The 21898-nt window shown below is 62.5% G+C and carries 23 protein-coding genes; 14 read left to right on the top strand and 9 right to left on the bottom strand.

From position 1 onward, the window contains the following. Positions 1-2 precede the first annotated feature (2 nt). The 11 genes from ACEWE8_RS00905 to ACEWE8_RS00855 all read left to right on the top strand — a co-directional run bounded on the left by ACEWE8_RS00905 (position 3) and on the right by ACEWE8_RS00855 (position 8784). Complete coding sequence (locus ACEWE8_RS00905) at positions 3-656, top strand: phospholipid-binding protein MlaC (RefSeq protein WP_046784443.1); 654 nt, start codon at positions 3-5, stop codon at positions 654-656. Further along, positions 653-955: a lipid asymmetry maintenance protein MlaB gene (locus ACEWE8_RS00900; RefSeq protein ID WP_039601751.1), complete on the top strand. Its 303-nt coding sequence runs from the start codon at positions 653-655 to the stop codon at positions 953-955. Before ACEWE8_RS00905 ends, ACEWE8_RS00900 begins: the two co-directional genes overlap by 4 nt. Positions 956-1073: 118 nt before the next feature. After that, positions 1074-1313, top strand: a complete 240-nt coding sequence (locus tag ACEWE8_RS00895) for a BolA family protein (protein ID WP_003255121.1) — start codon at positions 1074-1076, stop codon at positions 1311-1313. Between the two features lie 23 nt (positions 1314-1336). After that, a complete protein-coding gene (gene murA / locus ACEWE8_RS00890) occupies positions 1337-2602 on the top strand; it encodes a UDP-N-acetylglucosamine 1-carboxyvinyltransferase (protein ID WP_012316064.1) in 1266 nt (421 codons plus the stop codon). 91 nt (positions 2603-2693) lie between these two features. Then, the gene (gene hisG, locus ACEWE8_RS00885) at positions 2694-3329 is read left to right on the top strand and encodes an ATP phosphoribosyltransferase (RefSeq protein WP_046784442.1); all 636 of its coding nucleotides are present in this window, start codon (positions 2694-2696) and stop codon (positions 3327-3329) included. A 126-nt stretch (positions 3330-3455) separates the two neighbouring features. After that, positions 3456-4781, top strand: a complete 1326-nt coding sequence (hisD, locus tag ACEWE8_RS00880) for a histidinol dehydrogenase (RefSeq protein ID WP_046784441.1) — start codon at positions 3456-3458, stop codon at positions 4779-4781. Positions 4782-4783: 2 nt separating this feature from the next. Then, positions 4784-5830 carry a histidinol-phosphate transaminase gene (gene hisC / locus ACEWE8_RS00875; protein ID WP_046784440.1) on the top strand — a complete coding sequence of 349 codons (1047 nt, stop codon included), beginning with the start codon at positions 4784-4786 and terminating at the stop codon, positions 5828-5830. Between the two features lie 112 nt (positions 5831-5942). Then, positions 5943-6593 (top strand): FadR/GntR family transcriptional regulator, encoded by a 651-nt coding sequence (locus ACEWE8_RS00870; protein WP_046784439.1) that lies wholly within the window; start codon positions 5943-5945, stop codon positions 6591-6593. Between the two features lie 13 nt (positions 6594-6606). After that, entirely contained in the window at positions 6607-7887 is a 1281-nt protein-coding gene (locus ACEWE8_RS00865; protein ID WP_046784438.1) for an MFS transporter, read from the top strand. Between the two features lie 102 nt (positions 7888-7989). Next, positions 7990-8460 (top strand): nuclear transport factor 2 family protein, encoded by a 471-nt coding sequence (locus tag ACEWE8_RS00860; protein ID WP_046784437.1) that lies wholly within the window; start codon positions 7990-7992, stop codon positions 8458-8460. Between the two features lie 36 nt (positions 8461-8496). Next, positions 8497-8784, top strand: a complete 288-nt coding sequence (locus ACEWE8_RS00855; protein ID WP_223255081.1) for a GIY-YIG nuclease family protein — start codon at positions 8497-8499, stop codon at positions 8782-8784. On the opposite strand, the gene yejK is transcribed toward ACEWE8_RS00855, so the two are convergent. Continuing rightward, complete coding sequence (yejK, locus tag ACEWE8_RS00850) at positions 8785-9792, bottom strand: nucleoid-associated protein YejK (RefSeq protein WP_012316056.1); 1008 nt, start codon at positions 9790-9792, stop codon at positions 8785-8787. A 393-nt stretch (positions 9793-10185) separates the two neighbouring features. Between yejK and ACEWE8_RS00845 the strand changes: the two genes are divergently transcribed. Then, complete coding sequence (locus tag ACEWE8_RS00845) at positions 10186-10467, top strand: HU family DNA-binding protein (protein ID WP_012316055.1); 282 nt, start codon at positions 10186-10188, stop codon at positions 10465-10467. Positions 10468-10518: 51 nt separating this feature from the next. Here ACEWE8_RS00845 and rlmF read toward each other — a convergent pair whose 3' ends face one another. The 5 genes from rlmF to ACEWE8_RS00820 form a co-directional block, all read right to left on the bottom strand. After that, positions 10519-11469: a 23S rRNA (adenine(1618)-N(6))-methyltransferase RlmF gene (rlmF, locus tag ACEWE8_RS00840; protein WP_046784435.1), complete on the bottom strand. Its 951-nt coding sequence runs from the start codon at positions 11467-11469 to the stop codon at positions 10519-10521. Between the two features lie 170 nt (positions 11470-11639). Further along, the gene (locus tag ACEWE8_RS00835; RefSeq protein WP_046784434.1) at positions 11640-14486 is read right to left on the bottom strand and encodes a valine--tRNA ligase; all 2847 of its coding nucleotides are present in this window, start codon (positions 14484-14486) and stop codon (positions 11640-11642) included. A gap of 137 nt (positions 14487-14623) precedes the next feature. After that, complete coding sequence (locus ACEWE8_RS00830) at positions 14624-15001, bottom strand: hypothetical protein (RefSeq protein WP_012316052.1); 378 nt, start codon at positions 14999-15001, stop codon at positions 14624-14626. Between the two features lie 5 nt (positions 15002-15006). Continuing rightward, positions 15007-15435 carry a DNA polymerase III subunit chi gene (locus ACEWE8_RS00825; RefSeq protein WP_012316051.1) on the bottom strand — a complete coding sequence of 143 codons (429 nt, stop codon included), beginning with the start codon at positions 15433-15435 and terminating at the stop codon, positions 15007-15009. 51 nt (positions 15436-15486) lie between these two features. After that, on the bottom strand, positions 15487-16980 hold the full coding sequence (locus ACEWE8_RS00820; RefSeq protein WP_046784433.1) for a leucyl aminopeptidase: 1494 nt from the start codon (positions 16978-16980) through the stop codon (positions 15487-15489). 289 nt (positions 16981-17269) lie between these two features. On the opposite strand from ACEWE8_RS00820, the gene lptF reads away from it, so the two are divergent. After that, positions 17270-18385 (top strand): LPS export ABC transporter permease LptF, encoded by a 1116-nt coding sequence (gene lptF, locus ACEWE8_RS00815; protein WP_012316049.1) that lies wholly within the window; start codon positions 17270-17272, stop codon positions 18383-18385. Beyond that, positions 18378-19439 carry an LPS export ABC transporter permease LptG gene (gene lptG, locus ACEWE8_RS00810; RefSeq protein ID WP_046784432.1) on the top strand — a complete coding sequence of 354 codons (1062 nt, stop codon included), beginning with the start codon at positions 18378-18380 and terminating at the stop codon, positions 19437-19439. Before lptF ends, lptG begins: the two co-directional genes overlap by 8 nt. Before the next feature lie 185 nt (positions 19440-19624). Here the strand turns inward: lptG and ACEWE8_RS00805 are convergent, their stop codons facing one another. The 3 genes from ACEWE8_RS00805 to gcvT form a co-directional block, all read right to left on the bottom strand. Beyond that, positions 19625-20113 (bottom strand): RDD family protein, encoded by a 489-nt coding sequence (locus tag ACEWE8_RS00805; RefSeq protein ID WP_012316047.1) that lies wholly within the window; start codon positions 20111-20113, stop codon positions 19625-19627. Positions 20114-20203: 90 nt separating this feature from the next. Then, positions 20204-20416, bottom strand: a complete 213-nt coding sequence (locus tag ACEWE8_RS00800; protein ID WP_012316046.1) for a cold-shock protein — start codon at positions 20414-20416, stop codon at positions 20204-20206. Between the two features lie 355 nt (positions 20417-20771). Further along, positions 20772-21893 carry a glycine cleavage system aminomethyltransferase GcvT gene (gene gcvT, locus ACEWE8_RS00795; RefSeq protein ID WP_046784431.1) on the bottom strand — a complete coding sequence of 374 codons (1122 nt, stop codon included), beginning with the start codon at positions 21891-21893 and terminating at the stop codon, positions 20772-20774. Positions 21894-21898 lie beyond the last annotated feature (5 nt).

Raw genomic sequence — 21898 nt, 5'->3', positions numbered from 1 at the left:
CCATGATTTCGATCCTGCGACGTGGCCTGCTGGTCCTGCTGGCGGCCTTTCCCCTGCTGACATTCGCAGCGCCCGGGCAGTCTCCGCACGATGTGGTGCAGGGCACGACCAATGAATTGCTGGGTGACCTCAAGTCCAACAAGGAGCAGTACAAGTCCAACCCGCAGGCCTTCTACGAGGCGCTCAACCGCATCCTTGGTCCGGTGGTCGATGCCGACGGTATTTCGAAAAGCATCATGACCGTGAAGTACTCGCGCAAGGCCACGCCTGAGCAGATGCAGCGCTTCCAGGAAAACTTCAAGCGCAGCCTGATGCAGTTCTATGGCAACGCCCTGCTGGAATACAACAACCAAGGCATTACCGTCGACCCGGCCAAAGCCGATGACGGCAAGCGCGCCAGCGTCGGCATGAAGGTGACTGGCAATAACGGTGCCGTCTACCCGGTGCAGTACACCATGGAAAACCTGGGTGGCGAGTGGAAGGTACGCAACGTCATCGTCAACGGTATCAACATCGGCAAGCTGTTCCGCGACCAGTTCGCCGACGCCATGCAGCGTAACGGCAACAATCTGGACAAGACCATCGACGGCTGGGCCGGCGAAGTGGCCAAGGCCAAGCAGACTGCCGACACTTCGTCTGACAAGGCTGTGCAATGAGCGAGGGCGGCGTGAACATGGCCGAACCGGGCGTGTTGCGCTTGGTCGGTGTGCTGGACTACCGCAGCGGCCCGGCCTTGCGCAAGCAAGGCAAGGCCCTGGTCGAAGCTTCCCGCGAGCCCCGCCTGATAATCGATTGCACGGCGGTGGAGAAGTCTTCCAGTGTCGGGCTGTCGCTGCTGCTGGCGTTCATCCGCGATGGCCAGGCCGGCGGCAAGGCCTGCGAGGTCCGCGGGATGCCCGACGACATGCGGGAAATTGCCGAGGTCTATGACCTCGATGAAGTGCTGGCGGGCTGATGGCTTGCCACTGATGGAGGCCCCTCGGTCAGCGCACGCCCTCGGTGGGCTTCGCAGGCGAGGGGCTTTTTTGTATGATGGCCGACCCGTGCGCATCGGGCGCCGATTGAGGTTGAGCATGCAGGCTGTAGAAGTTAAGAGCTTCCTTGAAGAAAAATTGCCGGGATCCCGGGTCGAAGTTGAAGGCGAAGGCTGCAACTTCCAGTTGAACGTGATCAGCGACGAGTTGGCTGGCCTGAGCCCGGTCAAGCGTCAGCAGGCGATCTATGCTCACCTTAATCCCTGGATCGCCAACGGTAGCATCCATGCGGTAACCATGAAATTTTTCAGCAGCGCAGCCTGGGCTGAGCGCACCTGAGCCAACTTGGCGGCGAGACTCCAATGGACAAACTGATTATTACTGGCGGCGCTCGCCTTGACGGCGAGATCCGCATTTCGGGCGCGAAGAACGCGGCCCTGCCGATTCTGGCAGCGACCCTGCTGGCTGACGGCCCGGTCACCGTGGGCAACCTGCCACACCTGCACGACATCACCACCATGATCGAGCTGTTCGGCCGCATGGGCATCGAGCCTGTGATCGACGAAAAGCTGGCGGTGGAAATCGACCCACGCACCATCAAGACCCTGGTCGCACCTTACGAGCTGGTCAAGACCATGCGCGCCTCGATCCTGGTGCTTGGCCCGATGGTTGCCCGTTTCGGCGAGGCTGAAGTGGCCCTGCCAGGCGGCTGCGCCATTGGTTCGCGCCCGGTCGACCTGCACATCCGCGGCCTGGAAGCCATGGGTGCAAAGATCGAAGTCGAAGGCGGCTATATCAAGGCCAAGGCACCTGAAGGCGGCCTGCGCGGTGCGCACTTCTTCTTCGATACCGTCAGCGTGACCGGTACCGAAAACATCATGATGGCTGCTGCCCTGGCCAAGGGCCGCAGCGTGCTGCAAAACGCCGCACGCGAGCCGGAAGTGGTCGACCTGGCCAACTTCATCAATGCCATGGGCGGCAACGTGCAAGGCGCGGGTACCGACACCATCACCATCGATGGCGTCGAGCGTTTGCACTCGGCCAGCTACCGCGTCATGCCCGACCGTATCGAGACCGGTACTTACCTGGTTGCCGCTGCCGTGACCGGTGGCCGCGTCAAGGTCAAGGACACCGACCCGACCATCCTTGAGGCCGTACTGGAAAAACTCAAGGAAGCGGGTGCCGACCTGACCACCGGCGAGGACTGGATCGAGCTGAACATGCATGGCAAGCGGCCAAAAGCCGTCAACCTGCGTACCGCCCCGTACCCGGCGTTCCCGACCGACATGCAGGCACAGTTCATCTCGCTCAACGCCATTGCCGAAGGCACCGGCGCGGTCATCGAGACGATCTTCGAGAACCGCTTCATGCACGTGTACGAAATGCACCGCATGGGCGCGCATATCCAGGTCGAGGGCAACACCGCCATCGTCACGGGCGTGCCGGCACTCAAGGGTGCACCGGTCATGGCCACTGACCTGCGTGCTTCCGCCAGCCTGGTGCTGTCGGCGCTGGTCGCCGAAGGCGATACCTTGATCGACCGCATCTACCACATCGACCGTGGTTACGAGTGCATCGAAGAAAAACTGCAGATGCTGGGTGCGAAGATCCGTCGCGTACCGGGCTAGTGCCTCGTCGGCGCAAGGATGCGCCCATTGAATTGAACACGGCCGGGTCGATGACCGGGTCGGTTGTAGCCGCTTAAGGACCGACGTTCCAATGTTGACCATCGCGCTTTCCAAAGGCCGCATCCTCGACGATACCCTGCCATTGCTGGCCGAGGCCGGTATCGTGCCGACCGAGAATCCGGACAAGAGCCGCAAGCTGATCATTCCAACCACCCAGGACGACGTGCGTCTGCTGATCGTGCGCGCCACCGACGTGCCGACCTATGTCGAGCATGGTGCCGCCGACCTCGGTGTGGCGGGCAAGGACGTGCTGATGGAGTACGGTGGCCAGGGCTTGTATGAGCCGCTGGACCTGCAGATCGCCCGCTGCAAGCTGATGACCGCAGGCGTGGTCGGTGCTCCCGAGCCCAAGGGCCGCTTGCGGGTTGCCACCAAGTTCGTCAACGTAGCCAAGCGCTACTATGCCGAGCAAGGCCGCCAGGTCGACATCATCAAACTGTACGGTTCGATGGAGCTGGCGCCGCTGATCAATCTCGCCGACAAGATCATCGACGTGGTCGACACCGGCAACACCCTGCGCGCCAATGGCCTGGAGCCCCAGGACCTGATCGCCACGATCAGCTCGCGCCTGGTGGTCAACAAGGCATCCATGAAGATGCAGCATGCCCGCATCCAGAGCCTGATCGACACCCTGCGTCACGCTGTCGAAACGCGACACCGCGGCTGACTCGAACGCGCGACCTCTGCTGTCGCGCCCGTCTATCCGCGTCATAGCCACTTTTCTCGGGTGCCCGCGCGGATGGACTGGTAGCCTAGGGCGCCTGAGCATTCGCTAATAATCGAGGCCCTCGCCATGACCGTGTCCACTGCAATTGCCCGTCTCAACGCCGCTGATCCGGATTTCGCCCGACATCTGGATCATCTGCTGAGCTGGGAAAGTGTGTCCGATGACGCGGTCAACCAGCGCGTGCTCGACATCATCAAGGCCGTGCGCGAGCGTGGCGATGCGGCGCTGGTGGAATTCACCCAGCGTTTCGATGGTGTAAGCGCTACGTCCATCAACGACCTGATCCTTGGGCGTGAACGTCTGGAACTGGCCCTGACCCGCATCACCGACGCCCAGCGTACCGCCCTGGAGAAGGCCGCCGAGCGCGTGCGTATCTACCACGAGCGGCAAAAGCAGGACTCCTGGCAGTACACCGAGGCCGACGGTACCGTATTGGGGCAGAAGGTTACCCCGCTCGATCGCGCCGGCTTGTATGTACCTGGCGGAAAAGCGTCCTATCCGTCGTCGGTACTGATGAACGCCATCCCGGCCAAGGTCGCGGGCGTGGCTGAAGTGGTCATGGTGGTGCCTACGCCGCGCGGTGAAGTCAACGAGCTGGTCCTGGCTGCAGCCTGCATCGCAGGTGTCGACCGCGTGTTCACCGTCGGTGGTGCCCAAGCGGTCGCGGCCCTGGCATATGGCACCGAGAGCGTGCCACAGGTAGACAAGATCGTCGGCCCAGGCAACATCTACGTGGCCACCGCCAAGCGCCACGTGTTTGGCCAAGTGGGTATCGACATGATTGCCGGCCCTTCGGAAATCCTCGTGGTGTGCGACGGCCAGACGGACCCCGACTGGATCGCCATGGACCTGTTCTCGCAGGCCGAGCACGACGAAGATGCCCAGGCCATTCTGGTCAGCCCGGATGCCGAATTCCTCGACCGTGTGGCCGCCAGCATCGACAAGCTGATGCCAACCATGGAACGCGCCGAGATCATCGAGAAATCGATCAATGGCCGGGGCGCGTTGATCCAGGTGCGCGACATGCAGCAAGCCATCGAGGTGGCCAATCGCATTGCCCCCGAACACCTGGAGCTGTCGGTCGCCGATCCGCAGGCCTGGCTGGGGCAGATCCGTCACGCGGGCGCGATCTTCATGGGCCGTCACACCAGCGAAGCGCTCGGCGACTACTGCGCCGGCCCCAACCATGTGCTGCCGACTTCCGGTACCGCGCGTTTCTCGTCGCCACTGGGTGTTTATGACTTCCAGAAGCGTTCGTCGATCATCTTCTGCTCCGAGCAGGGTGCATCCGAGCTGGGCCACACTGCCTCGGTCCTGGCCCGTGGCGAGTCGCTGACCGCCCACGCCCGCAGCGCCGAATACCGTATCCTGACCCAAGACAAGGGGAACTGAGCATGAGTCGATTCTGGAGCCCCTTCGTCAAGGGCCTGGTGCCTTACGTCCCCGGGGAGCAGCCCAAGCTGGCCCGGTTGGTCAAGCTCAATACCAACGAAAACCCCTATGGCCCGTCGCCCAAGGCGCTGGAGGCCATGCGCGGCGAGCTGAACGACAACCTGCGGCTGTACCCGGACCCCAATGGTGACCGGCTCAAGCAGGCGGTAGCCGAGTATTACGGTGTAACCACTGGGCAGGTGTTCGTAGGCAACGGCTCGGACGAGGTGCTGGCGCACATTTTCCACGGCCTGTTCCAGCACGGCGGCCCGCTGTTGTTCCCGGACATCAGCTACAGCTTCTACCCGGTCTACTGCGGCCTGTATGGCATCCCGTTCGAGCCTGTGGCGCTGGATGAACAGTTCCAGATCCGTGTCGAGGACTACCAGAAGCCTAACGCCGGGATCATCTTCCCCAACCCGAATGCGCCGACCGGTTGCCTGTTGCCGCTGCAGGCAATCGAGCAGTTGTTGCAGGCCAACCGCGACTCGGTGGTGGTGGTCGATGAAGCCTATATCGACTTTGGTGGCCAGACGGCTATCAGCCTGGTGAACCGCTACGACAACCTGCTGGTGACCCAGACCCTGTCGAAGTCGCGCTCGCTGGCGGGCCTGCGGGTTGGCCTGGCGGTAGGGCACCCGGACCTCATCGAGGCGCTGGAGCGGATCAAGAACAGCTTCAACTCGTATCCACTGGACCGCATGGCGATCGTCGGTGCCGCTGCGGCATTCGAAGACCAGGCGTACTTCGAAGACACCTGCCGCAAGGTGATCGACAGCCGTGAGGCACTGGTGGAACAGTTGACTGCCAAGGGTTTCGAGGTGCTGCCATCGGCGGCCAACTTCATCTTCGCCCGCCACCCGCAGGAGGATGCGGCGCAGCTGGCGGCACGTCTGCGTGAGCAAGGTGTGATTGTGCGCCACTTCAAGCAACAGCGGATTGCCCAGTTCCTGCGTATCACCATCGGTACGCCAGAAATGAACCAGGCGCTGATTGATGCGCTGAGCTGATATCCAGTGGGGCCGCATAGCGGCCCCACTGGTTTGGCCGGCGCGGTGATTTGATCTGCCCCCCACGCTGGCTTAACATACGCAAATTCGTCGGATGATTGGTTGATTAGGCATGGGCAGTGAATTGACCAAGCGATCCTTGGTAGAGCTCGCGGTGGAGCGCATGCGTGAGCGCATCCTCCAAGGTGACTGGCGGGTAGGGCAGCGCCTGCCCACCGAGCCGGAGCTGGCTTTGGAGTTGGGCATCAGCCGCAATACCGTGCGTGAGGCCATGCGCGTGCTGGCCTTCAGCGGCCTGGTGGAAATCCGCCAGGGCGATGGCAGTTACCTGCGTACTTGCCAGGACCCACTGCAGGCGGTGCAGGCAATGTCCCGCTGCACGCTGGAGCAGGCGAGGGAAACGCGGCACATCCTCGAAACCGAGGCGATAGGCCTGGCAGCACTGCGGCGTACCGATGACGACTTGCGTGCCCTGCGCATCGCGCTAAAAGGCAGCGCCGAACATTTTCACGGTGATGTGGATGCTTATATCAGTTGCGACCTGGCGTTCCACCAACGCCTGATCGACGCTGCACACAACCCGGCGCTGAGCGAGTTGTACCGCTATTTCTCGGGTGTCGTGGCTGCCGCGTTGCAGCACAACATGGCCACTGTCCCGCGCTGCCAGGCCACTTTCGATCTGCATGGCCAGATCCTCGACGCCATCGAACAACGCGATCCGGAGCGGGCCAAGGGCCTGAGCCGGACCCTCATCGAATCCTGACCACGAGAAGGCCATGGCTGAACCAATGACCCGTGACACACCTGCCCGCGAGCGCGAGCTGGATGAACTGCTGATCGATGCCGAAGCCGATGATGCGCAAGTGCAGGGCCAGCCTGTGGTGCTGCAGCGGCCCTGGTTGCTGCTGTTGGGCCTGGTACTGGTCGCCCTGAACCTGCGCCCGGCGCTGTCGAGCATGGCCCCGGTACTTGGCCTGGTCAGTGAAAGCCTGGGCCTTAGTGCCTCTCAGGCGGGGCTTCTGACGACCTTGCCAGTGCTCTGTCTTGGGCTGTTCGCGCCGCTTGCGCCGCTGCTTGCGCGGCGCTGGGGCAGCGAGCGGGTGATCGTCGGCATCTTGCTGACGCTGGCGCTGGGCATCGTTCTGCGCAGTGCTTGGGGGGCGACCGGGGTATTTCTTGGCAGCATCATGGCCGGTGCCAGCATTGGCATCATCGGTGTGCTGTTGCCTGGCATCGTCAAACGTGATTTTCCCAAGCATGCCGGCACCTTGACGGGGGTCTACACCATGGCCCTTTGCCTGGGCGCAGCCATGGCGGCAGGCGCCACCGTACCGCTGACCGAGCATTTGCACGGCAGTTGGGCCTTGGGCCTGGGTTTCTGGATGATCCCTGCATTACTGGCCATGCTGGTCTGGTTGCCCCAGGCGCGCCAGGGGCATGGCCTGCACAAGGTGGCTTACCGAGTGAAAGGGCTGTGGCGCGATCCGCTGGCCTGGCAAGTGACTTTGTACATGGGGTTGCAGTCGTCGCTGGCGTATATCGTTTTTGGCTGGTTGCCGTCTATCCTCATTGGCCGTGGTCTGAGCCCGACCGAGGCGGGCCTGGTGCTCTCCGGCTCGGTGATCGTGCAACTGGTCAGCTCGCTGAGTGCACCCTGGCTGGCCACGCGGGGCAAAGACCAGCGGCTGGCAATCGTGCTGGTCATGCTCATTACCCTGGCCGGCCTGTTCGGCTGCCTGTATGCGCCGCTGTCTGGCCTGTGGGGCTGGGCGGTGCTGCTGGGCCTGGGGCAGGGGGGTACTTTTGCCTTGGCACTGACGTTGATCGTGCTGCGTTCGAAAGACGCCCACGTGGCGGCCAACCTGTCGAGCATGGCCCAGGGCGTGGGTTACACCCTTGCCTCCATGGGCCCCTTTGCGGTGGGCTTGGTACATGACATGACGGGCGGCTGGGCCGCAGTGGGCTGGATCTTTGCCGTACTGGGTGTGGGGGCCATCGTGTTCGGCCTCGGGGCAGGGCGGGCGCTGCATGTCAAAGTCAGTAGCGAAAGGCTCTGAAGCCTGCATAGAGCCAGCCGGCATTCATGTTGTAAATGGGCATGGCATTGCCTGTGCCCACGGATTATCGTGCAGCTTTCCATTCCCAGGACGGGCCTGCCCATGAGCGACGCCAACCGTGACCTGATCACCCGCTTCTATCAAGCTTTCCAGCGGCTGGACGCCGAAGCGATGGTGGCTTGCTACAGCGATGACATCGTCTTCAGTGACCCGGTTTTCGGTACCCTGCGCGGCCGTGATGCCGGTGACATGTGGCGTATGCTCACCACCCGCGCCAAGGACTTCTCGCTGACGTTCGACCAGGTCCGCGCAGACGAGCGCAGCGCCTGTGCACATTGGGTGGCGACCTACCTGTTCAGCCAGACCGGCCGTACCGTGGTCAACGATATCCAGGCGCGCTTCGTCATCCGCGACGGGTTGATCTGCCAGCATGACGACAGCTTCGACCTGTGGCGCTGGTCGCGTCAGGCGCTGGGTGCACCCGGTGTGTTGCTGGGGTGGTCGCCCATGCTGCAGAACAAGGTGCGCCAGCAGGCGTTCAAAGGGCTGCGTGCGTTCCAGCAGGCGAACTGAGCGGTTAAGCTGTCGGCTTTGCAGCCAGGCACAAGCATCGTGAGCGACGTATCCGAGAACCCCATCTGCAAACCTTGGTATGTCTACCTGGTGAGGGCTGCCAATGGTTCGCTGTACTGCGGCATCAGTGATGATCCGCAGCGGCGTTTCGTGGCGCATCAGAAAGGGCAGGGGGCGCGGTATTTCAAGACCAGCCCGGCGCAGGCGCTGGTCTACATCGAGCAGTGGCCGGACAAGGGCGAGGCATTGCGCCAGGAGCGCCTGGTGAAGAAGTTGCGCAAGGCCGCGAAGGAGGCTTTGGTCGCCTCCTATGCCAGCGGTTGATCAGTCCTTGCGGCGCTTGAGCTGGTCTACCAGCTGCGTCGGCAGGCCTTTGATGATCAGTGTGCCCGCCACCTCGTCATATTCCACCTTGTCCCCCAGCAGGTGCGCTTCGAAGCTGATCGACAGGCCTTCGGCGCGCCCGGTGAAGCGGCGGAACTGGTTGAGGGTGCGTTTGTCCGCCGGGATCTCTGGCGACAGGCCGTAGTCCTTGTTGCGGATGTGGTCGTAGAAGGCCTTGGGGCGGTCTTCGTCGATCAGGCTGGACAGCTCTTCCAAGGTTACCGGCTCGCCCAGTTTGGTCTGGGTGGTGGCGTAGTCGACCAGGGTCTGGGTCTTTTCGCGTGCGGCTTCTTCTGGCAGGTCCTCGCTTTCGACGAAGTCGCTGAAGGCTTTGAGCAGGGTGCGGGTTTCGCCTGGGCCGTCGACGCCTTCCTGGCAGCCGATGAAGTCGCGGAAGTAATCCGAAACCTTCTTGCCATTCTTGCCCTTGATGAACGAGATGTACTGTTTGGAGTTCTGGTTGTTCTTCCACTCCGACAGGTTGATGCGTGCCGCCAGGTGCAGCTGGCCGAGGTCCAGGTGACGCGAGGGTGTTACATCCAGCTCGGCGTTCACCGCCACGCCTTCGCTATGGTGCAGCAGGGCGATGGCCAGGTAGTCGGTCATGCCTTGCTGGTAGTGGGCGAAAAGGATGTGGCCGCCGGTGGACAGGTTGGATTCTTCCATCAGCTTTTGCAGATGCTCGACGGCAACGCGGCTGAAGGCGGCAAAGTCCTTTTCCTGTTCCAGGTACTGCTTGAGCCAGCCGCTCAGCGGGTAGGCGCCGGATTCGCCGTGGAAGAAGCCCCAGGCTTTGCCCTGCTTGGCGTTGTAGCTGTCGTTGAGGTCGGCCAGCAGGTTTTCGATAGCGTCCGATGCACCCAGCTCGGTATCCCGTGCGTGGAGCACGGCGGGGCTGCCATCGGGCTTCTTGTCGATCAGGTGAACGATGCAATGACGGATTGGCATGGAATTCTCGGTCAGTCGTGGGCGGCCAGGCGCCGCGCTGCAAAAGTCGTCAAGTTTACCCCAGACGACAGGTGATGCAGTGGCCGGATGTTGGCAGAAATGCCGGTTGTTGTTTTTTTGTTCAATTTTTTGCGAATTTGGCTAAAACCCCCGAAAAACCTGCACTAAATTGAAGCGGGCAGCGGATATTTATCCATTCCTGTGGTAGCTTTGCGCGGTCTTGCGCACCTCGGGTGGCGCATTGCTGGCAGCGCGCTTGCGCCGTGTCGAACCAAACGCCGATTTACGCATCTACATGCCCGATTGGCGCGGCCCTCCAAACTTCAGGGGCTGGCCCGATAACGTCGTAGAGCGCTGCATAACCACTGAATTTGATAGGGAAGGAACACCACCATGGCATTGACCAAAGACCAACTGATTGCCGATATCGCCGAGTCGATCGCTCAGCCGAAAGCCACCGCCAAAAACGCTCTGGAGCAACTGGGCCAGATCGTTGCCGACCAGCTGGAAAACGGCGCTGAAATCACCCTGCCAGGCATCGGCAAGCTGAAAGTCTCCGAGCGTCCTGCCCGTACCGGCCGCAACCCTTCGACTGGCGCCGCCATCGAAATCGCTGCCAAGAAAGTCGTCAAGTTCGTGCCGGCCAAGTCGCTGACCGACGCTATCAACAAGTAATTCGTTGATGCATTGACCAAACCGCGCCCGGCTTGCCCGGGCGCGGTTTTTTCATGCCTGTGATTTGCGTCGCTCGTTCCAGGCCTGGCGTTGGCCAAGGTCGTGGAAGCTCCATGCGACCATACGGCTCTGTTTCTGCCCCTGGCCCATCTCAACGATACGTACGGCCTTGGCGCCGGCCTTTTTCAGCGCCGCTTCGATGCCGGGCAGGTTGCCGGCCTTGGACACCAGGCTGGTGAACCACAGCACTTGCAAAGCGTACTGCACGCTTTCGCCAACCAGCTGGCTGACGAAGCGGATCTCGCCACCTTCACACCACAGCTCGTTGTTCTGCCCGCCGAAGTTGAGCACGGGCAGCTTGCGCTTGGGGTCCTGTTTGCCGAGGTTCTTCCACTTGCGCTGGCTGCCACGGGTGGCTTCCTCGCGTGAGGCGTGGAAGGGCGGGTTGCACAAGGTCAGGTCGAAGCGTTCGTCTTCCTCGAGCAGGCCACCGAGAATGAGCTTGGCGTTGTTCTGCTGACGTAGTGCGATGGCTTTGCTCAGGTTGTTGGCCTGGACGATCGCCTTGGCCGAGGCCAGTGCCACCGGGTCGATGTCCGAGCCGAGGAAGCGCCAGCGGTAATCGCTGTGGCCGAGCAGCGGGTAGATGCAGTTGGCACCCACGCCAATGTCCAGGGCGCGCACCTGAGCGCCTTTGGGCACTTCGCCAGCGTTGTCCTCGGCCAACAGGTCGGCGGCGACGTGGATATAGTCGGCGCGGCCGGGTATCGGCGGGCACAGGTAATCGGCGGGAATGTCCCAGTGCTGGATGCCGTACTGGGCCTTGAGCAAGGCGCGGTTGAACACCCGCACGGCTTCGGGGTTGGCGAAGTCGATGCTGGGTTTGCCGTGGGGGTTGGTGATGGTGAAGCGAGCCAGGTCCGGGTGGGCCTTGATCAGGCTGGGGAAGTCGTAGCGCCCCTGATGGCGGTTGCGCGGGTGCAGGGTGGGTTTCTGGGTCATGCTTGAATCCAAATGGGCATCGCTGGCCTGGGGCCGCTGTGCGGCCCTTTCGCGACACAAGGCCGCTCCTACAGGAAGCGGTGCCGTTGAATCCGGCATCGAATCTGTAGGGGCGGCCTTGTGTCGCGATCGGGGGCGAAGCCCCCGCCGGTCAGTCAGCGATGTAACTGTTACAGCGCAGCGATCCGCGCATGCTGCTCGGTGAAGTTGGCCAGGGCCTGCTCGGACTCGGCCAGCTTGGCGCGCTCCTTCTCGATCACCGCAGGCGGTGCCTTGTCGACGAAGGCGGCGTTCGACAGCTTGCCGCCGACGCGTTGCACTTCACCTTGCAGGCGCTGGATTTCCTTGTTCAGGCGAGCCAGCTCGGCGTCCTTGTCGATCAGGCCGGCCATCGGCACCAGCACCTGCAGATCGCCCACCAGTGCGGTGGCCGACAGCGGCGCTTCGTCGGCCTCGCCGAGCACGGTGAACGACTCGACCTTGGCCAGCTTCTTGAGCAGGGCTTCGTTTTCCTGCAGGCGGCGCTGGTCGTCGGCGCTGGCGTTCTTCAGGAACAGTGGCAGGGGCTTGCCCGGGCCGATGTTCATTTCGGCGCGGATGTTACGCAGGCCGACCATCAGCTCCTTGAGCCATTCGATATCGCCTTCGGCGGCGGCATCGATGCGGCTTTCGTTAGCCACTGGCCACGGCTGCAGCATGATGGTCTTGCCGTCGATGCCTGCCAGCGGCGCGATGCGCTGCCAGATTTCTTCGGTGATGAACGGCATGAACGGATGAGCCAGGCGCAGCGCCACTTCCAACACGCGCACCAGGGTGCGACGGGTGCCGCGGGCGCGCTCTACCGGAGCGTTTTCGTCCCACAGTACCGGCTTGGACAGTTCCAGGTACCAGTCGCAGTACTGGTTCCAGATGAACTCGTACAGGGCCTGGCTGGCCAGGTCGAAACGGAACTGCTCGAGCTGGCGGGTCACTTCGGCTTCGGTGCGTTGCAGCTGCGAGATGATCCAGCGGTCGGCCAGCGACAGTTCATAGGCTTCGCCGTTCTGGCCGCAGTCCTCGCCTTTGTCCAGCACATAGCGGGCGGCGTTCCAGATCTTGTTGCAGAAGTTGCGATAGCCTTCGACGCGGCCCATGTCGAACTTGATGTCGCGGCCAGTGGAGGCCAGCGAGCAGAAGGTGAAGCGCAGGGCGTCGGTGCCGTAGCTGGCAATGCCTTCCGGGAACTCGGCCTTGGTCTGCTTGGCGATCTTCTCGGCCAGCTTGGGCTGCATCATGCCGCTGGTGCGTTTTTCCAGCAGGGCGTCCAGGGTGATGCCGTCAACGATGTCCAGCGGGTCAAGCACGTTGCCCTTGGACTTGGACATCTTCTGGCCCTGGCCGTCACGTACCAGGCCGTGCACGTACACGGTCTTGAACGGGACCTGCGGGGTGCCATCCTCGTTCTTGATCAGGTGCATGGTCAGCATGATCATCCGGGCAACCCAGAAGAAGATGATGTCAAAGCCTGTGACCAGCACGTCGGTGGAGTGGAATTTCTTGAGGAATTCGGTCTGCTCCGGCCAGCCCAGGGTGGAGAAGGTCCACAGCCCCGAGCTGAACCAGGTGTCGAGCACGTCGTCGTCCTGGCGCAGTACCACGTCGGTGCCCAGGTTGTGCTTGGCGCGCACTTCGGCTTCGTTGCGGCCGACATAGACCTGGCCGGCCTCGTCGTACCACGCCGGGATCCGGTGGCCCCACCACAGCTGACGGCTGATGCACCAATCCTGGATGTCGCGCATCCAGGAGAAGTACATGTTTTCGTACTGCTTGGGCACGAACTGGATGCGGCCATCTTCAACGGCGGCAATCGCAGGTTCGGCCAGCGGCTTGGTGGAAACGTACCACTGGTCGGTCAGCCATGGCTCGATGATGGTGCCGGAGCGGTCGCCCTTTGGTACTTTCAAAGCGTGGTCGTCGATGCTGACCAGCAGCCCCTGAGCGTCCAGGTCGGCGACGATCTGCTTGCGCGCGACGAAGCGGTCGAGGCCGGCGTACTGGGCGGGCAGGCGGGTGTCCGCTTGTTCATTGACGCTGCCGTCGAGGTTGAACGCCTGGGCGGCGGGCAGCACCAGGGCGTTCTTGTCGAAGATGTTGAGCAGCGGCAGGTTGTGGCGCTTGCCGACTTCATAGTCATTGAAGTCGTGGGCCGGGGTGATCTTCACGCAGCCGGTGCCGAACTCGGGGTCGCAGTAGTCATCGGCGATGATCGGGATGCGACGGCCGACCAGCGGCAGCTCGACGAACTTGCCGATCAGTGCCTGGTAGCGCTCATCGTTCGGGTTGACCGCTACCGCAGCGTCACCCAGCAGGGTTTCCGGGCGGGTGGTGGCAACCACCAGGTAATCCTGGCCGTCGGCAGTTCTGGCACCGTCGGCCAGCGGGTAACGCAGGTTCCACAGGTGGCCTTTCTCGTCATGGTTTTCCACTTCGAGGTCGGAGATGGCCGTGTGCAGCTTGGTGTCCCAGTTGACCAGGCGCTTGCCACGGTAGATCAGGCCGTCTTCGTGCAGGCGCACGAAGGCTTCCTTGACCGCTTCGGACAGGCCGTCATCCATGGTGAAGCGTTCGCGGCTCCAGTCTACCGACGAACCCAGGCGACGGATCTGCCGGCTGATGTTGCCGCCAGACTGCTCTTTCCATTCCCAGACCTTGTCCAGGAAGGCGTCACGGCCAAGGTCGTGACGGTTCTGGCCCTTGGCTTCGAGCTGGCGCTCGACCAGCATCTGGGTGGCGATACCGGCGTGGTCGGTACCCGGCTGCCACAAGGTGTCGCGGCCCTGCATGCGACGGAAACGGATCAGGGCGTCCATGATCGCGTTGTTGAAACCGTGGCCCATGTGCAGGCTGCCCGTCACGTTCGGTGGCGGGATCATGATGGTGTAGGACTCACCTGCACCTTGTGGAGCGAAATAGTTTTCGGACTCCCAGGTGTTGTACCAGGAAGTTTCGATGGCGTGCGGCTGGTAGGTCTTATCCATGCGCGGCGGGACCCTGTGCATTTATTCGGGAAAGCCGGGAAGTATAACGGAGCTGCGAGCTTCAAGCGACAAGCTGCAAGACCTATGGGCACTCTTCGCGGGGTAAATCCGCGAAGAGTGCGCCGCGTTTGTCAGGCTTATTCAGAACGCTTGATCAGCCGCTCGATACGCGCATCGAGCCGGCGCTTGATCTCGGTTTCGATATGCGGGGTGAAGTCGTTGATCACGTCCTGCATGATCAATTGCGCTGCGGCGCGTAGCTCGGCCTCCAGGTGCAGCAGTGTGTCCTGGCGGCGGGTCTGCGGGTCTTCTTCGGGTTCTGCTTCGGCGGGTGCTGCAGCCGGTTCAGGTGCTGGCAGGGTGTTGCCGGCCGGGGTGTCGAGCAGCAGCGGAATCTGTTCCACCGTCTCGGTGAGCAGCGGTGGTTGCAGGTCGGCGTCGCCCAGCAACTGGCGAATCGACTCGAGGTCGTCAAGCAGATGGGCGGAATCGGGTAGGGCGGAAGGCTTGTCCATCGTCGTCAAAGTCGCTGTAAGCGGTGGTCTTGCAGAGCATAGCCCTGTTCGCGGTAGAAACGGAATCGTTCGCGGGCCGATTGGCGGATATCCGCTTGCTCGACAACGATTTCGGCAACCCGCTCGAATTGCCCGACAAAGCCGGGCACATCAGCGCCCAGGTTTATCAGAAGGTCCCGATGTTCGCCGGCGTTGTCGGCCAAGCCCAAGGCCACTGTGGCGTCGGCATGTGCCTCCGCCAGGTCGTGGGGTACGAACGCTTCGCCCTTGAAGCGCCACAGGCGTTGGTCCAGCTCGCTGCGCTGTTCAGCGTCCTGGCAATGCAGGTAGACCCGGTGGCCGAGGCGCCAGGCCTTTTCGCACAGCTTGCAGGCGAAATCCAGCCGTGCCGACAGCGAGTCGGTGGGCAGGATGTAGAAATCGACTTTACTCATGGTTCGCTCTGCCGGCCGGTGACGCCTTGGGGCATCACCGGCCTCACGGCATCAGGCGCTGGCGCGGTCGAGCAGGTACTGGGTCAGCAGCGGAACCGGGCGGCCGGTGGCGCCCTTGTCCTTGCCCCCGCTGACCCAGGCGGTGCCGGCGATGTCCAGGTGCGCCCAGTTGTAGGCTTTGGCGAACCGCGACAGGAAGCAGGCGGCGGTGATGGTGCCGGCCTTCGGCCCACCGATATTGGCGATGTCGGCGAACGGGCTGTCCAGCTGCTCCTGGTACTCATCGAACAGCGGCAGCTGCCAGGCGCGGTCGTCGGCGCGCTTGCCGGCGTCGAGCAACTGGCCGATCAGCTCGTCGTTGTTGCCCAGCAGGCCTGCGGTGTGGCTGCCCAGGGCAACGATGCAAGCGCCGGTCAGGGTCGCGATGTCGATCACCGCTTGTGGCTTGAAACGTTCGGCGTAGGTCAGTGCATCGCACAGCACCAGGCGGCCTTCGGCGTCGGTGTTGAGGATTTCAACGGTCTGCCCGCTCATGGTGGTGACGATGTCGCCCGGCCGGGTGGCGTTGCCGCTCGGCATGTTCTCGGCGCAGGCCAGGATGCATACCAGGTTGATCGGCAGCTTCAGTTCAAGTACGGCGCGCAGGGTGCCGAACACGCTGGCGGCGCCGCACATGTCGTACTTCATCTCGTCCATGCCGGCACCGGGCTTGAGGCTGATGCCGCCGGTGTCGAAGGTGATGCCTTTACCGACCAGCACGAACGGTTTATCGCTCTTCTTGGCGCCCTGGTATTGCAGGACGATCAGGCGTGGCGGCTGTTCGCTGCCCTGGCCGACCGCGTAGAACGCGCCCATGCCCAGGTCCTTGATCTTCTTCTCGTCGAACACTTCGACCTTGAGGCCTTTGTGAGCCTTGCCCAGCTCCTTGGCCTGCTCGGCCAGGTAGCTCGGGTGGCAGAGGTTCGGCGGCAGGTTGCCCAGGTCGCGGGTGAAGGCCATGCCGGTGGCGATGGCGGTGGCGTGGTGTGCCGCGCGCTCCACTTCGGCCAGGCCGGCCTTGTCGGCCAGCAGGGTGATCTTTTTCAGCGCGCGTGGCTCGGCTTTCTGGCTCTTGAAACGGTCGAACACGTATTCGCCATCGAGCAGGGTTTCGGCCAGCAGGCGGTATTTGCCGTAGTGGGCATCACGGTTGCTGACGGCGATGTCGTCCAGTGCCAGTACCGCGTCGCTGCCGTTGAGGCCTTTCAGCACGCCGGCAACGCTGGTGACCAGTTTGCGCCAGGCGCGGTCACCGAGGGCTTCGTCCTTGCCGCTGCCCACCAGCAGTACGCGCTCGGCCTTGAGGCCAGGCAGGTTTTGCAGCAGCAGCGTCTGGCCTGGCTTGCCGGCCAGGTCGCCACGCTTGAGCACGGCACTGATGGCACCGTCGGTGGCCAGGTCGACAGCTTTGGCAACGGCGCCGAGCTTGCGCCCTTCGCCGACCGGTACGACCAGGGTGGCGGTTTTTACGGATGCAGCAGCTACGCTTTTTACAACCAGTTCCATGTCAGGGTCCCCGAATGATCTGTGCAGTTGGCGCTTTGAGTTCTTGCGCTCTGGGCGGGCCTGGCCGCGTGGTCGCGGGCCAGTGGAAAAGCTGCCAGTTTGAGCCTGCGGCAAGCGTGCTGACAACCCCGTTGTCAGCCTTGATGCGCGGCCAAGTGACAGGCGCGGCCAATCACAGGATAATGCGCGCACTTTACAAGGAGGTTCGCCCCCGGCGAACCGGCATTGGTCTTGGCTGTCGTAAGCCTTTGTTTGGCAGTCCGCCCCTGACAACCCAGGAGTGTCTGGTTTGATCGTCTTTCGTTATCTCTCCCGCGAGGTCCTGGTGACCTTGAGCGCCGTCAGCGCAGTGCTGCTGGTGATCATCATGAGCGGGCGTTTCATCAAGTACCTGGCCCAGGCGGCCCAGGGCGTGCTCGACCCGAGCGTGCTGTTCCTGATCATGGGCTTCCGCCTGCCCGGTTTCTTGCAACTGATCCTGCCATTGGGGCTGTTCCTCGGCATCCTTCTGGCCTATGGCCGGCTGTATCTGGAAAGCGAGATGACCGTGCTGTCGGCCACCGGCATGAGCCAGCAACGCCTGCTCGGCCTGACCATGGCACCTGCAGCGCTGGTCGCCTTGCTGGTGGCCTGGCTGAGCCTGAGCCTGGCGCCACTGGGCGTTGCCCAGGTGCAGCAGATCATTGGCCAGCAGGATGCCCTGACCGAGTTCGATACCTTGGTGCCGGGCCGCTTCCAGACCCTGCGCGACGGTTCGCGGGTGACCTACACCGAGGAGCTGACCGATGATCGCAGCAACCTCACCGGTGTGTTCATCTCCGAGAAGCGCTTCAACCAGGACAAGACCAAGGACCGTGCACCGTCCGTGCTGGTAGCCGAAAAGGGCCACCAGGAAGTGCAGGCCGACGGCAATCGCTATCTGGTGTTGCAGAATGGCTACCGCTATGACGGCAACCCTGGCCAGGCCGATTACCGGGCGATCAAGTACGACACCTATGGCGTGCTGTTGCCCAAGCCTGAAGTCAGTGAGGAAGTGACCGAGCGTGAAGCCATTCCTACCTCCCAACTGATCGGCAATGCCGGGCTACGCGAACGTGCCGAGCTGCAATGGCGCATCTCCTTGCCGATCCTGGTATTCATCGTGACCCTGCTGGCAGTGCCGCTGTCCCGGGTCAATCCACGCCAGGGCCGCTTCCTCAAGCTGCTGCCGGCGATTCTTCTGTACATGGCCTACCTGACGATGCTGATTTCCGTACGTGGCGCTCTGGAGAAAGGCAAGCTGCCGATCGCCCTGGGCATGTGGTGGGTGCATGGCCTGTTCCTGCTCATCGGCCTGGGCCTGATGTACTGGGAGCCGCTACGGCTCAAGCGTGCCGCCCGTCGTGCGGAGGTGGCCCATGGTTAAACTCGACCGCTACATCGGCCAGAGCGTGCTGATGGCCATCCTGGCCGTGCTGGGCATCATTCTGGGCCTGGCTTCGTTGTTCGCCTTCATCGACGAAATGAGCGACCTGAGCGATACCTATACCGTCATGGATGCTGGCTGGTTCACGCTTCTTACAGCGCCCCGCCGGCTCTACGACATGTTGCCGATGGCGGCACTGATCGGCTGCCTGATCGGCCTGGGCAGCCTGGCCAGCAGCAGCGAACTGACCATCATGCGTGCCGCCGGGGTTTCCATCGGGCGCATCGTCTGGGCGGTGATGAAGCCGATGCTGGTGCTGATGCTGGTCGGCCTGCTGATTGGCGAGTACGTGGCGCCAATCAGCGAGAACAAGGCCCAGGCCGACCGTTCCCTGGCCCAGGGCGGCGGTGAGGCGCAGAGCTCCAAGCGCGGCATGTGGCACCGCCAGGGTGATGAGTTCGTGCATATCAACTCGGTACAGCCCAATGGCCTGTTGCTGGGTGTGACCCGCTACCGCTTCGACGACGAGCGCAAGATCGTCACGTCGAGTTTCGCGCGCCGGGCGCGTTATGAGAGCGATCATTGGGTACTCAGCGATGTCAGCACCACCTACTTCCGTGGCGATCACACCGAAGTGGTGAAGAGCTCGGCAGAACGCTGGGATGTCTCGGTGACCCCACAACTGCTCAATACCGTGGTGCTGGCCCCGGAGTCGCTGTCGATCACCGGGCTGTGGGACTACATCCATTACCTGTCCGACCAGGGCCTGAACAATGCCCGTTACTGGCTGGCATTCTGGACCAAGGTGCTGCAGCCGGCGGTGACCGCGGCGTTGGTCCTGATGGCGATTTCGTTCATCTTCGGGCCGCTGCGTTCGGTGACCCTCGGCCAGCGCGTGTTCACTGGCGTACTGGTGGGCTTTGTATTCCGTATTGCCGGCGACCTGCTTGGCCCTTCGAGCCAGGTGTTCGGCTTCCCGCCGCTGTTGGCGGTGGTGATCCCGGCCGGTGTGTGTGCACTGGCCGGCTTATGGTTGCTGCGTCGGGCGGGATGATGGCCTGATGACACGAGAAACCCGACCTCAGGGTTAATACCAGTCAGGTAATCGTTTTGCGGCCCATCGCCGGCAAACCGGCTCCCACAGGTACAGCGCAGACCTCAGCAATTGCGCGGTCCCAGTGGGAGCTGGCTTGCAGGCGATGGGCTGCAAAGCAGCCCTGACAACGCCAACTGACTGGCTTATTTCTTCTGTTTCGGTACCCGCACCAGCTGTGTCTGCGAATAAATGTCATGCCAGCCGCGCTTGCGCTTGTCGATCAGCGACCAGAAGAACCCCAGCCCCAGGCACAGCCATGAGGCGATCGACACGATAAAGCGCAGCAGCGCCTGCCACAGGCTGATTGCGCTGCCATCAAGGTTTTGCACGCGCACGCCCCATACCTGCATGCCCAGCGTCTGCCCGCCGTGGGTCCAGAACTTGGCAAAGAAACCGAACAGCGCAAACAGCAGGATCGTCGATAGCAGCGGGTCGCCGTCCAGCGCACCAGCCTCGGTCAGCTCGCGCATGCGTGCCTCGCCGATGATCGCCATCTGGATCATCTTGTAGGCCCCTGCGGTGACGATCAGCAGGGCCGTACACAACAGGAAGTCGTAGAACATCGCCGCCAGGCGCCGGCCCAGGCCGACCGGCGGAAAGTCACCTTGGGGTGAGAGCAGAGGCTTGGGCATGCAGGACAGCTCCGAATGGCGAAGCCGCCATTCTACGGGCAAAAAAAAACCCTGCACTGGGCAGGGGCTTTCTTCGAAGTCGCGACCGGCTTAGCCGAGGACTTGAACCTTGTCAGCTTGCAGGCCTTTTTGGCCCTGAACTGCTTCGAAGGTAACCTTCTGGCCTTCTTTCAGGCTCTTGAAGCCGTTGCCCTCGATGGCACGGAAGTGCACGAACAGATCAGCACCGCTTTCTGGGGTGATGAAGCCGTAACCTTTCTCGTCATTGAACCACTTGACGGTACCGTTCTGACGCTCAGCCATTGTCTTATTTCCTATGAAGCTTAAATTTTAATGACAGTTACTTTCACGTTATCAAGAGTGAAAGAGTACTGGGCTGGGTTGCAGGAAAGTAAGTCACGTCCAACGGGTTGTAGCAGATTGCGGCTACTGGCCCAGGTCACGAACTGTTGCGACCCATGCAAACACAGTGCAATGACTCTACGCCAACTCCCGAGAAAAAAACAAGCCCTTGGTCAGCTGGAAAATCGGGCTTTTTTCGATAACTGAACAATTCATCGCAAACGGCATGGCGCCTGGCCTGGCGCCATGTTCATAAGTTATGGGGCAGGTTCGAAAACGAATAAGTCGACCTGCTCGCAAACCTCATGTACCGCGTTCAACCGCGATAGTAACGTTGCGCCACAAAAGGCGTTTTGCTGACTTTCAGGGCAACCTTCTTGCCGCGCACCAGGGCAAACAGCGGAGTGTCCAGCGCGCCATGTTCGATATCGACATAACCCATAGCAACCGGTGCGCCAAGTGTCGGGCCGAAGCCACCACTGCTGACTTTACCCACGGGCTTGTCAGCTGCATCGACAATCTCTGCGCCTTCACGCACGGGCGTACGTTCCTGTGGCAGCAGGCCAACACGCTTGCGGGCCACGCCGGCTTGCTGCTGGGCAAAGATCACCTCGGCCCCGGGGAAGCCGCCAGCGCGCGCACCGTCGGCGCGGCGGACCTTGGACACGGCCCAGAGCAGGCTGGCCTCGACCGGCGTGGTGGCGGTGTCCATGTCGTGGCCATACAGGCACAGGCCAGCTTCCAGGCGCAGAGAGTCGCGTGCGCCCAGGCCGATCGGCTGCACTTCAGGCTCGGCCAGCAGGCGTCTGGCCAGGGCTTCGGCAGCCTTGGCCGGTACCGAGATCTCATAACCGTCTTCGCCGGTGTACCCCGAACGGCTGACGAAGCAGTCTTCGCCCAGCAGGGTGACTGGGCGCAACTGCATGAAGGTCATGCCGGCCACTTCCGGGGCCAGGCGCGCGAGCACGGTGACTGCGGCCGGGCCTTGCAGGGCGAGCAGGGCACGTTCCTCGAACAGTGGCTGAATCTGGCAACGGTCCCCGATATGCTGCTGCAGATGGGCCAGATCCTGCTCCTTGCAGGCGGCGTTGACCACCAGGAACAGCGTGTCGTCGCCCAGGTTGGCAACCATCAGGTCGTCGAGGATGCCACCTTGCTCGTTGGTGAACATGGCATAGCGCTGCATGCCCACCGGCAGGTCGATGATATCCACTGGCACCAGGCTTTCCAGGGCTTGGGCGGCATCCTTGCCGCGCAGGATGATCTGGCCCATGTGCGAGACATCGAACAGGCCGGCCTGCTCACGGGTGTGCAGGTGCTCCTTGAGCACGCCCAGCGGGTACTGTACCGGCATGTCGAAGCCGGCGAATGGCACCATGCGCGCGCCCAGTTCCAGGTGCAGGGCGTGCAGCGGGGTCTTGTGCAGTGTTTCGGACATCGATG

The sequence above is a fragment of the Pseudomonas sp. TR47 genome, assembly GCF_044143025.1.
In the GTDB taxonomy this organism is placed as follows: Bacteria; Pseudomonadota; Gammaproteobacteria; order Pseudomonadales; family Pseudomonadaceae; genus Aquipseudomonas; species Aquipseudomonas putida_E.
The sequence above is the reverse complement of the archived record's forward strand: the minus strand, read 5'-3'. Positions and strand labels throughout refer to the sequence as shown.